This window comes from Sphingomonas sp. NFX23, assembly GCF_049887795.1.
In the GTDB taxonomy this organism is placed as follows: Bacteria; Pseudomonadota; Alphaproteobacteria; order Sphingomonadales; family Sphingomonadaceae; genus Sphingomonas.
On sequence record NZ_JAGEKH010000002.1, the window covers coordinates 298,037 to 311,165 of the forward strand.

16 protein-coding genes are annotated in these 13,129 nt (G+C 63.2%); 9 read left to right on the forward strand and 7 right to left on the reverse strand.

The annotated features are described in order from the left end of the window. Positions 1-73 precede the first annotated feature (73 nt). From J4O76_RS05295 to J4O76_RS05305, 3 genes are all read left to right on the forward strand, one after another. Positions 74-613, forward strand: a complete 540-nt coding sequence (locus J4O76_RS05295) for a hypothetical protein (protein ID WP_426280689.1) — start codon at positions 74-76, stop codon at positions 611-613. A gap of 86 nt (positions 614-699) precedes the next feature. Further along, the gene (locus tag J4O76_RS05300; RefSeq protein WP_426280690.1) at positions 700-1,023 is read left to right on the forward strand and encodes a hypothetical protein; all 324 of its coding nucleotides are present in this window, start codon (positions 700-702) and stop codon (positions 1,021-1,023) included. Positions 1,024-1,552: 529 nt separating this feature from the next. Then, a complete protein-coding gene (locus J4O76_RS05305; protein ID WP_426280691.1) occupies positions 1,553-2,173 on the forward strand; it encodes a hypothetical protein in 621 nt (206 codons plus the stop codon). Here J4O76_RS05305 and J4O76_RS05310 read toward each other — a convergent pair. From J4O76_RS05310 to J4O76_RS05320, 3 genes are all read right to left on the reverse strand, one after another. Then, a complete protein-coding gene (locus J4O76_RS05310) occupies positions 2,170-2,406 on the reverse strand; it encodes a helix-turn-helix domain-containing protein (RefSeq protein WP_426280692.1) in 237 nt (78 codons plus the stop codon). The genes J4O76_RS05305 and J4O76_RS05310 overlap by 4 nt on opposite strands. An 85-nt stretch (positions 2,407-2,491) precedes the next feature. Next, on the reverse strand, positions 2,492-2,671 hold the full coding sequence (locus tag J4O76_RS05315) for a hypothetical protein (RefSeq protein WP_426280693.1): 180 nt from the start codon (positions 2,669-2,671) through the stop codon (positions 2,492-2,494). Between the two features lie 282 nt (positions 2,672-2,953). Beyond that, positions 2,954-3,946: a DUF4238 domain-containing protein gene (locus J4O76_RS05320; RefSeq protein WP_426280694.1), complete on the reverse strand. Its 993-nt coding sequence runs from the start codon at positions 3,944-3,946 to the stop codon at positions 2,954-2,956. 369 nt (positions 3,947-4,315) lie between these two features. On the opposite strand from J4O76_RS05320, the gene J4O76_RS05325 reads away from it, so the two are divergent. Beyond that, complete coding sequence (locus tag J4O76_RS05325) at positions 4,316-4,732, forward strand: HIRAN domain-containing protein (RefSeq protein WP_426280695.1); 417 nt, start codon at positions 4,316-4,318, stop codon at positions 4,730-4,732. Between the two features lie 22 nt (positions 4,733-4,754). Here J4O76_RS05325 and J4O76_RS05330 read toward each other — a convergent pair whose 3' ends face one another. After that, positions 4,755-5,513 (reverse strand): competence/damage-inducible protein A, encoded by a 759-nt coding sequence (locus J4O76_RS05330; protein ID WP_426280696.1) that lies wholly within the window; start codon positions 5,511-5,513, stop codon positions 4,755-4,757. A 51-nt stretch (positions 5,514-5,564) separates the two neighbouring features. On the opposite strand from J4O76_RS05330, the gene map reads away from it, so the two are divergent. Then, positions 5,565-6,392 carry a type I methionyl aminopeptidase gene (gene map / locus J4O76_RS05335; protein ID WP_136189713.1) on the forward strand — a complete coding sequence of 276 codons (828 nt, stop codon included), beginning with the start codon at positions 5,565-5,567 and terminating at the stop codon, positions 6,390-6,392. A gap of 2 nt (positions 6,393-6,394) precedes the next feature. On the opposite strand, the gene J4O76_RS05340 is transcribed toward map, so the two are convergent. After that, entirely contained in the window at positions 6,395-6,793 is a 399-nt protein-coding gene (locus tag J4O76_RS05340; protein ID WP_426280697.1) for a DUF1842 domain-containing protein, read from the reverse strand. 200 nt (positions 6,794-6,993) lie between these two features. Here J4O76_RS05340 and purL point away from each other — a divergent pair, with 200 nt between their 5' ends. The 4 genes from purL (at position 6,994) to bfr (ending at position 12,312) form a co-directional block, all read left to right on the forward strand. Further along, positions 6,994-9,222 carry a phosphoribosylformylglycinamidine synthase subunit PurL gene (gene purL / locus J4O76_RS05345; protein WP_426280699.1) on the forward strand — a complete coding sequence of 743 codons (2,229 nt, stop codon included), beginning with the start codon at positions 6,994-6,996 and terminating at the stop codon, positions 9,220-9,222. A 968-nt stretch (positions 9,223-10,190) separates the two neighbouring features. After that, entirely contained in the window at positions 10,191-11,441 is a 1,251-nt protein-coding gene (locus J4O76_RS05350) for a DUF418 domain-containing protein (protein WP_426280700.1), read from the forward strand. Positions 11,442-11,522: 81 nt separating this feature from the next. Continuing rightward, complete coding sequence (locus J4O76_RS05355) at positions 11,523-11,693, forward strand: (2Fe-2S)-binding protein (protein WP_426280701.1); 171 nt, start codon at positions 11,523-11,525, stop codon at positions 11,691-11,693. Between the two features lie 103 nt (positions 11,694-11,796). Next, positions 11,797-12,312 carry a bacterioferritin gene (gene bfr / locus J4O76_RS05360; RefSeq protein WP_426280702.1) on the forward strand — a complete coding sequence of 172 codons (516 nt, stop codon included), beginning with the start codon at positions 11,797-11,799 and terminating at the stop codon, positions 12,310-12,312. A 69-nt stretch (positions 12,313-12,381) separates the two neighbouring features. On the opposite strand, the gene J4O76_RS05365 is transcribed toward bfr, so the two are convergent. Then, positions 12,382-12,822, reverse strand: coding sequence for an Hpt domain-containing protein (locus J4O76_RS05365; RefSeq protein WP_426280703.1), 441 nt, complete (start codon positions 12,820-12,822; stop codon positions 12,382-12,384). An 84-nt stretch (positions 12,823-12,906) separates the two neighbouring features. Then, complete coding sequence (locus J4O76_RS05370) at positions 12,907-13,128, reverse strand: sulfurtransferase TusA family protein (protein WP_426280704.1); 222 nt, start codon at positions 13,126-13,128, stop codon at positions 12,907-12,909. Between the last annotated feature and the right edge of the window lies 1 nt (position 13,129).

Here is a 13,129-nt window from a genome sequence, read left to right on the forward strand (position 1 = left end):
TTCGGCGTCACGAAGTCTTGAAATCGAACACCACAACCATCGCGACTGATACGGTCGCGGGAAGGGATGACGCATGACCGCGACAGCCACGAGCAACTACATCGGAGAGGCAATGCGGGCGACGTCCGCGCTGGCTCCCCCGTCCCTTGCGGATAATCCTGGGCTATTGGCCTGGAACCTGTTCGTCATGACCGCGGCGTTTTGCCTTGGGCTGATGATGGCGGGTCGGCAGGCTCGCCGGCTGTGGCGGACACGGGATATCGACCATCCGAAGGACCCGGTCTCGATTTACCGGATCATCGTCTTCCTCGCTGGATGCGCGATCGCCAGCCGGGGCGGTGCCGAAGCGGTCAGCTTGTGGTCGTGGAGCTCGGGAGATGTCGCGACGATCGAGCGCATCGCCGAACTGAAGCGCTGGCTTGATCCGCTGTCGATCGCCTGCGGGTTCACCTGGATGGGACTGCATATGCTCGCTGAGCCGATGATCGAGCACCAGCTCCGCAAGGCCCCGCTCCCCGTCGATATGTGGTCGAGGTGGCCCCAGCTACGCCGACCAGTCCTAGTCCTTGTCGTGAGCTTGCTGATGGCGACCGCTGCTGTCGGACTGCGGTAATGCGAGAGGGGGCTATCGCTGCGGTACCGAGCGTAACGGTACCGGTCATCTGGTCTGTCCTTGGCTACTCTTTCCCGGCTGGGTCCATGATCGTCGGGCTGCTCGCCTGCTTCATGGTTCGGCTGTTCATCACCCTCGACGCACCTGGTCCTAAGCGCTGGATCCTCGACGGTATCGTCACCGGGCTCGCAATGCTCATCACCGCTGTCTGGATCGTCGAGCACCAAGTCGATTTGTTCGCGGCCCTCGGTACGGGAGGCGGTGCTGGCGCGGTTGGCGCGGGCATCATCACGTTCTTCAAACGACGCGGTCAAAGCGCAATCGACGCTCTTGATGCGGCATTGCCCGGCAAGCCCGCGGTGCCGGCAGATATGACTGCCACCCTGCGAGAGCTCAACAAGCTGCCGTAACGGCCCGCACCAGCAGGGGTGGTGTGGCGCGGGCCGACCGCAACCCCTGAAAGGTCCCGATGCGGACCAATTGCCGAATTGGCTAGGTTTCGCAATAGGTAACGACCTGCCTCAAGCGGCACGAACGCGAGGCAGGCCGACCAAGCCATCCCCCCGAATGGTGGCGCCGTGCTGATAGCGAACAGTTCGCAACGTGCAACGGGTAACGGCCCGCCCCCAGGGTCAGCCAAGAGCGAGCCGGCCAGTCACTTTCCGGGCATCTGGCTGGACGAAAACGCAAAAGCACCCGTGAGGTTCAATGCTAACGGCCCGCCCCGGCGAAATCCGGGGACGGGCCGACCAGCGCGTGTTGGGGTTACACCGGCCAGCTAGTTACGAGCACACCATCGTTACGGTTTCACGACGGTAACGGCCCGCCTCGATAGCCAAGAGAGAACACGAGGCGGGCCGACCGGGACACGTTGGAGAGACCCCCGGCAAGGGGGTGAACGCCCGCAGGCCAAATCAGGTCACATCGAAAGGAATATATATGGCGACGGCATCAAAGCCGGCGACCGCCCCTGCGCGCCCTGCGCACGGGCTGGCGTCTCCGGACAAATTCTTCGCGTCGATACGCCCGCTGTTCGGGACGATGACGAAGGCGCAGGTCGAGGGCATTCAGGCGAAGCTGGCCGCGTTCGCTGCGATCGGCGCGCCGCTGGCGTACGTCGCGTATGGGCTCGCCACCTCGTTCCATGAAACCGCCCAGCGCATGCAGCCGATCCCAGAGATCGGACGCGGCCGAAACTATCCATATGGCAAGCCGGGAAAGCATGGCGGTCAGGTCGCTTATGGGCGCGGTGATGTCCAGCTAACCTGGGACTACAACTACGCCAAAGCCGACGAAGAGCTCGGGCTCAAGGGCGAACTGATCGCCAACTACGATCGCGCGCTCGAGACCGATATCTCCGCGCAGATCATGGTACTCGGCATGACGGAAGGCTGGTTCACCGGGAAGCGGTTTGCCAGCTACCTCCCCGCGAAGGGGCCAGCGACGACGGTGCAGTTCACCTCCGCGCGTCGCATCATCAACGGGATCGACCGCGCCGAGAAGGTTGCCGGGTACGCTATGTCGTTCCAAGTCGCGCTGATCGCTGGCGGTTGGGCTTAGCCGTCCTTCCTCAGCGCATGCATGACCGTAGTATGATGGCGTCCAACGGCGCGAGCGATCGAGCTAGTGCTGAAGCCTTCGTCAAAGAGGCGTTTCCACATGGCCCACCTAGCCTGGACGATCGCGACGGTTCGAGCCGATCCCATGACGTCATCGGGCTCGACATCGTGGGCGGCAGCTACCTCCGCGGCATAACGCTCGATCCGGGAGGCGGATGGTGCGGGGCTGATCATAACGAATCCATGAAACTATGTTCTCGTTGCGTTCCATAGAAGGGCGGAACGAAGAACGCGAGTCCGGCTCGCTATGGCGGTTAGCCTATTGAGGTGTCGCGTCGCTGATCGCGTCGACCGCTGCCGCTATCCGGCGCCAGTCCTCGACCGCCACGTGATCGCCTAGAACGTCGCCCAGCTGCTCGATGATATAGTCTGAGGTCAGGGCACCATGCTCGGCGAGGATAGCGCCTGCCTTCATCATCACGTCGCGGTCGCTCATCATATGTCGAGGTTGCGCCGTTTGATCTCGGCGAGGATTGCGTTGGCGACCATGTCGTTCGAGCGGCCGGTCGTTTGCTCGTACGCCTCCAACAGTTCGGCGTCTGCCATCTCACTTGGCTTCGGTGTCGGATCTTCCATCCGCTCAAACTATGCGCGATGCCCCTGCTCGTACAACGACCATCTTCGTGCTTTGACTCGGAAAACGTCGGTCCGATAGCGACCAATTCCTGTTCCCCGCGCAAACCCGTCCCCGCTGCCTAAAATGACGATCGCGGGCAGCGTTTCATCTGTCGATGTTCACGACCGGGCGCTTTCCTGGATAACCAACAGTCACACCAGCTCGGTCCTCACGATGCTTTAACGCTACCCCCTCCAAAAAAGCGTTTCGTTCGGGGGAGTAGATATATCGATCAGCGGCAGCTGCGCGCATCATATTGAGCTCGGTTACGAAATGCGAAGGAAGTCTCAAGTGCGGCCCAACCAGTGACGCCTTTTCATCTTGGCCGTGCATCAGCAGCATATACTTGGGCGAAAGTGGAATGCTTATTTCGGCTTTCGCATTCTTGAAACCACCGTCCCCATAAAAGCGGGACGTGTGTTCAGGTGCTACGAACCTGAACACCGGGTGGTCCGACGTTATAAAATACCCGTCAACCGCTTCAGCGATATACCAAGAACGATAGTATAATAATGGCGCTAATTCTTCGGCGCTCGAAAGGACGCTCAACCCCCGCTTTTGCGAGATACCTAAGCTGTAACGCTCGGGATCACTCACGAAATCCAACAGCTTCTGACGGTCTCCGATGTCTCCCTCGCCCCCTTCCTTCATTCGGCGCGACAAGCTTTCGAAGGCCTTTTCAGATTGGAGCGTGTGCGCCAACTGAATCTGCATAAGTTCGGCCGAGAGCCGTGCAGCAGCGTTCACCATCGCTGGAGTTCGAAGATACAACGTCGCGACAAACATTGAAAACGCTGCACGGCGATCACCGGTAGGAATTCTTCCTTTGAGAAGTTCATCATAAGCCGGGGTTGCAGCAGTCTCGATTTCGCTCAGAGCGATCTCAAGGTCGTCATTGAAATTACCGTCACCATCCTCTGCTGAATAAAAATTACTCTGCATCGCTGTTTTTTCGACGATCGAATTCCGCCAAGCTTCTCGTACGGTATCGTAGGTCCAGATCATGTTCTTCGGACTTACGCCAACGAAATGCTTTAGGTGCATTCTTGGCACAAAGTGCTGACGTTTCGGCCGAGGCGATTTCTGTTTATTAGCCATGCCCAACCTATCGCGGTCGACTTTCGCGTTTGCAAGCTACGCGATCGCCAGCGCGGAGTGCTACCCGGCCGCCTCGCATGATGTTCCACTCCGTACCACGCGATCTGGTATCGCGCTGGTATCGCAAACCGCCCAAACCGACCGCTGCAAACCACGCCATTGCTGCACACTCCCCTCGTAACAGCGCCAAAAGTGCAGCATCGGGAGCAATCGCACTGCAGAGGTCCGGGGTTCGATTCCCCGTGGCTCCACCACGCGGCATAGCAACAGTAAGTCGACGAGCATCCAACACGTCGCGGGCGTAAGCTTCACGCCGCGTCTGCCATGCGTGCGCCTTTCATGCGCGCAGTTGCCACGCTATCGTGGGGCATGGACGAATTGACGTGCAACGTGGTCGGCATCGACTTCCCCAACGCGGACAAGAGCAAGAGCAACCGCCGCATGGAATTGATGCTCTGCGCTCCCGGCGAACCCGTCGACGTGCGTCGCGAACCGAAGAACCCGCATGATACGAATGCGGTGGCGGTGTTCAGTGGGCGCGGCGTGCAGATGGGCTATCTGTCCGCCGAACGTGCGCCGCTGATCGGACGACGGATGCAGGAGGAGGAGCATGTCGCCATATTCCAGGCTCTGGTCGGCAGCTACGGCTATGTCCGCATCCGCTTCGGCGGCGGCGCACCGAGACTGCCGGATCCCGAAGCGCCCACGCCGTCACAGCCCCGCCCGACGTCGTTCGATCCCGACGCGTTCTACCCCGACCCCGAGGGTCCCGAATGGGGCGCGTGACGCATCCCTCCAATGAGATTAACTAGATACCCTGTGCGGTGACCACGCGACCCGTCGCTTCCAGATCACGCGTCAGGTCCGCGAGGCAGCGATCGACCAGCGCCTCGTCCGAACTCCGCACCACGAAGTTCGCGCCCGTCTTGCCATCGCGAAAGAACGGGTAACTCCCGATCGCGACGCCTTCATGCGTCTTCTCCGCATCGCGCAGGATGTCCGCGACCTCGCTCTCCGCGACCCAGCACCCGATCGTCTTCGACACCACCGGCCGCCCCCCCTCCAGCGTCCCCGTCAGCGCATCGAGCATCCCCGCGGTAATATGCGGCACACCCGCCATGATGAAGATGTTGCCGATCTTGATCCCCGGCGCACCGGACACCTTGTTGTCGATCAGATCCGCCCCGACCGGCACCCGCGCCATCCGCGCCCGCGCTTCGGTCAGCCCGCCACGCGTCGCATAATACGCCTCCAGCACCGCCATCGCCCGCGGATGATGCTCGACCGCGACGCCCAGCGCCTCGGCGATCGCGTCCACCGTGATGTCGTCGTGAGTCGGCCCGATCCCGCCGGTCGTGAACAGGTAATCGTTGCGCATCCGCAAGATGTTGACCGCCTCGACGATCGCCTCGGTCTTGTCGGCGACCACGCGCACCTCGGCGAGGCGGATGCCCTGCACGTTGAGCCAGGCCGCGATCTGCGCGACGTTCTTGTCCTGCGTGCGGCCCGACAGGATCTCGTCGCCGATGATCGTCAGCGCGGCCGTCCAGATGCGTTCCTCTACCATGCCCCTCGCATAGCCTCGCAAAACCGCGCCCGCCACGCTATATCGCGTTGCATGACCGAATATGTAACCGTCACCTCGGACCAGCCCGACGCGCGCACCGGCGCCATCAAGCTGCACGGCCCCGCCGCGTTCGCCGGCATGATGAAGGCGGGCAGACTCGCCGCCGAGACGCTCGACATGATCGTGCCGCACATGGTGCCGGGCGTGACCACCGCCGAGATCGACCGGCTGATCTACGACTTCATCGTCGCCGGCGGCGGCGTCCCAGCGACGCTCGGCTATCGCGGTTACACGCACAGCGTCTGCATCTCGATCAACCACGTCGTCTGCCACGGCATCCCAAGCGAGAAGACGCTGAAATCGGGCGATATCGTCAACGTCGACGTCACGCCTTTGTTGGACGGCTGGCACGGCGACACGAGCCGAATGTACCTGATCGGCGACGTGCCGATCAAGGCGCGCCGCCTCGTCGAAGTCACCTACGAGTGCCTGATGATCGGCATCGAGCACGCCAAGCCCGGCAACCGCATGGGCGACGTCGCCAACGCGATCCAGCGCCACGCCGAAAAGCACCGCTACGGCGTGGTCCGCGATTTCTGCGGCCACGGCGTCGGCCGCCTGTTCCACGACGCCCCCGAAGTCGTCCATGTCGGCAAGCCCGGTACCGGCCCCGAGCTTCGCCCCGGCATGATCTTCACGATCGAGCCCATGATCAACATCGGCCGCCCCGACGTGAAGCTGCTCGACGACGGCTGGACGGCGGTCACGCGCGATCGCTCGCTGTCCGCGCAGTTCGAACATTCGATCGGCATTACGGAAGACGGCTGCGAGATCTTCACGCTCAGCCCCAAGGGCTACACGCAGCCGCCTTACGTATAGCGTCAGCCTGCGGACACGTTCTTCACCGTACAGTCGGTGATGACGTGGCCGCTATATTCGAACGAACCCTTGCCGTTCCAATCCTTGGCCACGGCCAGCGCGGCGCTGAAGTGGGCGAGATACGATCCGATTCCGGGTGGTGGTACCGAAACAACATATTGGCCGGCGACGTGCACGAGCAAGGTGTCGTGCCCGAACCCGGTATGCAGGATCGCACCCGTGACATGGGGAATGACGGTCGTGCCGTAAGGTGGCGGCAATGCTTGCGTGATTTGCGCCGATCCGGAGATTTGTCCGGTCGGGGCATTCACGCCGAGATCGAGATGAAGCGTCGGCGCGCCTGCAAATCCGCCATGCTTGACGTCCAGCTTTACTTGGTAATATCCAACCGGCTCGGTCATGAGTATTTCCTCCTCCGGATCCATCCTGATCCGTTACTGGAGTTCCTCACGGGACGACTGTCGAGTCCAGCGGGATTGGGTCCGAAACGAACCGGTCGAGACGTGTATGGACTGACCCCGAAACCTTTTACGCGGCTCCGCCACAGGAATCTGACGTACAAAGGGTGACGCGGACCGCCGTCACCGCTATCTGCCGCCCCATGACCGAGATCACACCGCAGATCGTCGCCGACCACGGCCTGTCCCCCGAAGAATATGAGCGCGTCCTGCGCGCCATCGGCCGCGAGCCGAACATGGTCGAGCTCGGCATCTTCTCGGTCATGTGGTCCGAGCATTGCAGCTACAAATCCAGCAAGATCCACCTGATGAAGCTGCCCACCAAGGGCCCCCGCGTCATCTGCGGCCCAGGCGAGAATGCCGGCGTCGTCGATATCGGCGACAACCAGGCGGCGATCTTCAAGATGGAGAGCCACAACCACCCGTCCTACATCGAGCCCTATCAGGGCGCAGCAACCGGCGTCGGCGGCATCCTGCGCGACGTCTTCACGATGGGCGCGCGGCCGATCGCCAACCTCAACGCACTCCGCTTCGGCCGCCCCGATCACCCCAAGATGCGCCACCTGATTTCGGGCGTGGTCCACGGCATCGGCGGCTACGGCAATTGCGTCGGCGTTCCGACCGTCGGCGGTGAAGTGAACTTCCACTCGGCATACGACGGCAACATCCTGGTCAACGCGATGACCGTCGGGATCGCCGACCAGGACAAGATCTTCTATTCGGCAGCTTCGGGCATCGGCAATCCGATCGTCTATGTCGGCAGCAAGACCGGCCGCGACGGTATCCACGGCGCGACGATGGCGAGCGCGGACTTCGGCGAGGATTCGGACGCCAAGCGCCCGACCGTGCAGGTCGGCGATCCGTTCACCGAGAAGCTGCTGATCGAAGCGTGTCTCGAACTCATGGCCACCGACGTGATCGTCGCGATCCAGGACATGGGCGCCGCCGGCCTTACCTCGTCCGCGGTCGAGATGGCGTCGAAGGGCGGCGTCGGCATCGAGCTGACGATGGACGACGTGCCGCAGCGCGAGACCGGCATGACGCCGTACGAGATGATGCTCTCGGAATCGCAGGAGCGCATGCTGATGGTCCTCAAGCCCGGCCGCGAAGCCGAGGCCGAGGCGATCTTCAAGAAGTGGGAGCTCGATTTCGCGGTGATCGGCCGAGTCACCGACACCGGCCGCATGGTGCTGAATTTCAAGGGCGAGACCGTCTGCGACATCCCGCTCGGGCCGCTCGCCGACGAGGCGCCGCTGTACGACCGCCCGCACGTCCCGACGCCCAAGCCCGCGCCGCTCGCCAACGCGCCGCACAGCAGCGACATCGCCGCCGACCTGCTCACGTTGATGGGCTCGCCCGATATCGCCTCACGCCGCTGGATCTGGGAGCAGTACGATCACATGGTCGGCGCCGACACGGTGCAGCGCCCGGGTGGCGACGCCGCGGTCGTCCGCGTCCACGGTACGCAGAAGGCGCTGGCGATGACCACCGACTGCACGCCGCGCTACTGTTTCGCCGACCCGGTCGAGGGCGGCAAGCAGGCGGTCGCCGAAGCCTGGCGCAACCTGACCGCGGTCGGCGCGCTGCCGCTCGCCGTCACCAACTGCCTGAACTTCGCCAACCCGCAGCGCCCCGAGATCATGGGCCAGATCGTAGGCTGCCTCGAAGGCATGAGCGACGCCTGCATCGCGCTCGATTTCCCGATCGTCTCGGGCAACGTCTCGCTCTACAATGAATCGAAGGCCACGGGCGGCGGCTCGGCGATCTTGCCGACCCCGGCGATCGGCGCGATCGGGTTGCTCGCCGACTGGCAGAAGAATGCGACGATCGCGTTCAAGGGCTCGGGCGACATCATCCTCGCGGTCGGCACGCGCGGTGGCCATCTCGGCCAGTCGCTGTGGCTGCGCGAGTGCCACGGCCGCGAACAGCTCGACGCCGGCCCGCCGCCGCCGGTCGATCTCGCTGCCGAGCGCCGCGTCGGCGACCTGATCCGCGAAGCGATCGCGTTGGGCCAGCTGACCGCGGTCCACGACGTGTCCGACGGCGGCATCGCGGTGACGCTCGCCGAGATGGCGCTGGCCGGCGGAATCGGCGCGATGATCGACCGGAAGCAGCCATTCGACTGCGCGCGCTCGTTCTTCGCGGAGGACCAGGGCGTCTACATCGTCACCGTCGACGATCATTCGCTGCTCGACTTCCTCGGCGCGGCCCATGCAGCGGACGTCGAGGCCGAACCCCTGGGTCGCACCGGCGGCAAGCGCCTGATCTTCGAACGCCCCGACCGCGACGACGTCATCGCGTTGGATGCGCTGCGGACTGCGCACGAGGGGTTCTTCCCGAAGCTTATGGGGGTCGACGCAGCACTGGCGTGATGGGTTCGGCCGCGGTGGCCTACCGTTCCTAGATCGCCCCCGCCCCGCTCCGCCCCAACGCAAAGCAAAGCAAAGCAAAGCAACCACCCCGGCGGAGGCCGGGGCCCAATTGGGATGGCCGCAGTAACGAAGCGATGCCCGCAGCCATGATCGTCCCCCAATTGGGCCCCGGCCTTCGCCGGGGTGGTCGCCCTTCTGGATGAGGCACGAATACGAACCACAGTATGTTTCCCCGCAAAGGCGGGGACCCAGTCTGGGCTCCGCCTTCGCGGGAGGACAAGGAGCGGAGAGATGTCGTTCGATCAAGCTCAAGTAGGACGCGGCGACCCCCCCCCTCCGTCATCCCAGCGAAAGCTGGGATCTCCCGCACCGGGCTGCAGCGGCAGCAAACGGGGATACCCCAGCGTTCGTTGGGGTGCCGGGGCGGATCGGCTTCAGGGGCGACACCCGAGGAGGACAACAAGCGAGGTATTGCGCAGGGACGACAGGTCAAGCAGATGTCCTACCGGCTGGCCCACGCACCAAGCCGCGAGGCTTCTGACGCCGAGATGCCCCTCAAAGCGGACTGTCCTACACCACCCCGATATGCCAGCGTCGAACCATGACCGAAGCATTCCAAACCTACAGCGCTACCAAGACGCGTCGACCCGGTCCAAGCGTCGATCGAGCACTACCTGTATCGGGCCGGCCCGGCCGAGGCAGCCACGCTTGCAACGCCGCCGAGCGCGATCATGCCGTCTTCCAGCGTGTACGACGGCCTCACGAAAATGCTGCGCGAGCGTCTACACTTCCTATACTTCACTTTTCCCGCAGCCCCCCGCCCCCGCCAGAACCGCCACGCTCGACCTCATCCGTGGCGTCGCCGTCACCAGCAAGCCCGCCGTTAGGATTGCCTCAACCCAAGCGATACGACGCTCTCACGAAACGCCGCGCGAGCGCCTGTACTTCCTATACTTCACTCTGCCCGCATGACCCCCGCGCCCACCAGAATCGCCACGCTCGACCTCATCCGTGGCGTCGCCGTCATGGGCATCCTCGCCTCAAACATCGCCGCATTCGGCTTCCCCGAATTCGCCTACATGACCCCCGCCTCGATGGGCGCGCCGAGCACGCCCGACCTGATCGCCTGGACCACGACCTTCATCGTCATCGACGGCAAGATGCGCGGGTTGTTCTCGTTCCTGTTCGGCGCGTCTATGCTGCTGGTCATCGACCGGGCCGAGGCGAGCGGCGAAGACCCGGCGACCGTCCACCTGCGCCGCATGGCGTGGCTGTTCGTGTTCGGCATCGCACACCTGTACCTGCTGTGGTGGGGCGACATCCTCGCGCACTACGCGCTGGTCGGCGCGCTCGCGTACATGTTCGCGCGGTTGCCGGTCCGCTGGCTGATCGGCGTCGGGCTCGCCTGCATCGCGCTCCAGACGGTCGAGCTGACGACGCTCGTCGCCTACACGTTCGACCTTCACGCCGCCGCGCACCGGCCGGGCGCAACGGCGCGGGTCTTCACGAACTGGCAGCTGTTGGCGGATCAATTCGGCCAGCCCTCCCCCGCCTCCGTCACCCGCGAACTTGCCATCGGACGTGGCGGATGGCGCGATCTGGTCGCGTGGCGTTGGACGCACGGCGCTGGGCCGATCACGTCCCTCACCGCCACTGGTCCGGAGACGCTAGGCTTCATGCTGTTCGGCATGGCGGGGCTGCGATCGGGGTTCCTGACGGGGGAATGGTCGCGGCGACGCTACACCGTGATTGCGGTCGTCGGAATCGGACTCGGCTGGATCTGCTATGCGGCCATCGCGGCGTTCGACATCGCCCACGGGTTCGACGCGCGCTATGTGGCGCTGTCGTGGCTCGCGCTCGCAACCCCGCTTCGGCCACTGACGATCATGGGGTACGCCGCGGCAATCATCCTGCTCGCACGGCCCGGCGGCTGGTTGACGGCCCGAGTCTCGGCGGCAGGTCGAATGGCATTCTCCAACTATCTCGGCACGACCGTCCTCTGCACCACCCTGTTCTACGGGTACGGCTTCGGGCTGTACGGCACATTGTCGCGAGCCCAGCTCTATCTGGTCGTCGTACCGGTTTGCCTGCTGATGCTTCTATGGTCGAAGCCGTGGCTCGACCGGTTCCGCTACGGTCCGCTCGAATGGCTATGGCGCAGCCTCTCCCGCTTCGCGTGGCAGCCGATGCGCGGTTCGGCATTCACGGCCAGCCGATGACGCTATTTGCGAATAAGACGCAAAAGGGCTTGCGAGTGGTTCGCATTATCCGTATCCCGTGCTTACAGCTAGGGAGTTCCCATGGTCGTCTGCGTTTGCAATGCCATACGAGAATCCGACGTTCGCAACTGCGCACGCGGCGGTTGCACTACACCGTGCCAGGCCTTCCGCTCGATGGGTCGGAAACCCAAATGCGGCCAGTGCACGTCGATAGCGCGAGCGATTATCGACGACGAACGCGCCGCTGCATAAGCGTCGCAACAGCTAGAAAAGCCCGGAAAACTGCCATTTTTTGGGGTTGTGCTAATCTGTGTCAGCCCGCTACATGTCTGTCAGAGGTGACGGAGATATGGCCATGCGCGGCGACCCCCAAGTAATCGAATTCCTGAACGAGGCGCTCAAGAACGAGCTGACCGCGGTCAATCAATATTGGCTCCATTACCGGATGCTCGAGCATTGGGGCGTTTACAAGCTCGCCCAGTACGAGCGGATGGAATCGATCGACGAGATGAAGCACGCCGACTGGCTGTCGGAGCGCATCCTGTTCCTCGACGGCCTGCCGAACTTCCAGCTGCTCGGCCGCCTTCGCATCGGCGAGACCGTCGAGGAAGTGCTGAAGTCGGATCTGGCGCTCGAAGTCGAGGCCACCGTCCAGCTCAAGGGCGCGATCTCCTACTGCGAAGAGGTCAAGGACTATATCAGCCGCGACCTGTTCGCCCGCATCCTCGCCAGCGAGGAAGAGCATGTCGATACGCTCGAGCGCCAGTTCGAGATGATCGCGCGGATGGGTATCCACAACTACATCCAGCTCAACTCGATCTCGGAACATGATTCGCCCAAGGCGGGCGCGGCGCCGCATCTGAAGGGCTGATTCACCCCCCTGTCATCTCGCTGAAAGGTGAGATGACAGGGCTGCATTATCCGTCAGTCTGGCGACGAATTATTCCCCTCCGAACCCAGTCGGTACGGCACGACGCCCAAACCCACCGCCCGCAACGGGCTTGCGCACTGCGACCGGGTTGGCCTCGCGCTCCAGCAGCGTCAGCGTCTCGACGAAAAGCGGCCGTAACCGGACGATATGCTCCAGCGCCTCGTCGGGCGTGTCCTGCATTTCCAGGCAATCGCGCGCAATCGTCTCGATTGCCTCCGCCAGATCGGCAAGCGGCTCCGCCCCGAACTGCCGCGCTTCACCCTTCAGCGTATGCGCGGGTATCACCATGGCTGCAGCATTGAGCGTACGCATCGCCGCCTCGATCGCAGCAACCGACTTCACGCCGTCCTCACGAAAATATCCGAGGATGCGGCCAAATCCCGCGCCGAGTTCGTTGCGCGCCTGCACGAACGCGGGCCAATTGATCAGGGTGCTTCCCTCGAACGCCACTGTCGCCTTCTCCCGTTAAGCAAATAGCGCCATGAAGGTCAGAGCCGTATCATACATAACCAAGGTAAACACAGTGTTGAAAAACTAACGACAAGTTACGACAAAGACTGAAATAGATACATCCAAAACGATTTCTATTGTTGCATTGGCGGACGCCGCGACCGCCGCGAGTTCGGTCGGGGCTTGAGGGTCATCCGCTGTCACCTCGACGCGGGTCGCACCATTCCGTAACGCGCGGGCGAGCCGCATCGCAGGCCAAGGACAACGCATGCCCCTGGCGTCGATACGGACCACGCCCGACACCACG

Excerpts from the sequence above, each read along its gene's own strand:
- J4O76_RS05295 (WP_426280689.1), top strand. The coding sequence starts at position 74 with ATGACCGCGACAGCCACGAGCAACTACATCGGAGAGGCAATGCGGGCG.
- J4O76_RS05300 (WP_426280690.1), top strand. The coding sequence starts at position 700 with ATGATCGTCGGGCTGCTCGCCTGCTTCATGGTTCGGCTGTTCATCACC.
- J4O76_RS05305 (WP_426280691.1), top strand. The coding sequence starts at position 1,553 with ATGGCGACGGCATCAAAGCCGGCGACCGCCCCTGCGCGCCCTGCGCAC.
- J4O76_RS05310 (WP_426280692.1), bottom strand. The coding sequence starts at position 2,406 with ATGATCAGCCCCGCACCATCCGCCTCCCGGATCGAGCGTTATGCCGCG.
- J4O76_RS05315 (WP_426280693.1), bottom strand. The coding sequence starts at position 2,671 with ATGATGAGCGACCGCGACGTGATGATGAAGGCAGGCGCTATCCTCGCC.
- J4O76_RS05320 (WP_426280694.1), bottom strand. The coding sequence starts at position 3,946 with ATGGCTAATAAACAGAAATCGCCTCGGCCGAAACGTCAGCACTTTGTG.
- J4O76_RS05325 (WP_426280695.1), top strand. The coding sequence starts at position 4,316 with ATGGACGAATTGACGTGCAACGTGGTCGGCATCGACTTCCCCAACGCG.
- J4O76_RS05330 (WP_426280696.1), bottom strand. The coding sequence starts at position 5,513 with ATGGTAGAGGAACGCATCTGGACGGCCGCGCTGACGATCATCGGCGAC.
- map (WP_136189713.1), top strand. The coding sequence starts at position 5,565 with ATGACCGAATATGTAACCGTCACCTCGGACCAGCCCGACGCGCGCACC.
- J4O76_RS05340 (WP_426280697.1), bottom strand. The coding sequence starts at position 6,793 with ATGACCGAGCCGGTTGGATATTACCAAGTAAAGCTGGACGTCAAGCAT.
- purL (WP_426280699.1), top strand. The coding sequence starts at position 6,994 with ATGACCGAGATCACACCGCAGATCGTCGCCGACCACGGCCTGTCCCCC.
- J4O76_RS05350 (WP_426280700.1), top strand. The coding sequence starts at position 10,191 with ATGACCCCCGCGCCCACCAGAATCGCCACGCTCGACCTCATCCGTGGC.
- J4O76_RS05355 (WP_426280701.1), top strand. The coding sequence starts at position 11,523 with ATGGTCGTCTGCGTTTGCAATGCCATACGAGAATCCGACGTTCGCAAC.
- bfr (WP_426280702.1), top strand. The coding sequence starts at position 11,797 with ATGCGCGGCGACCCCCAAGTAATCGAATTCCTGAACGAGGCGCTCAAG.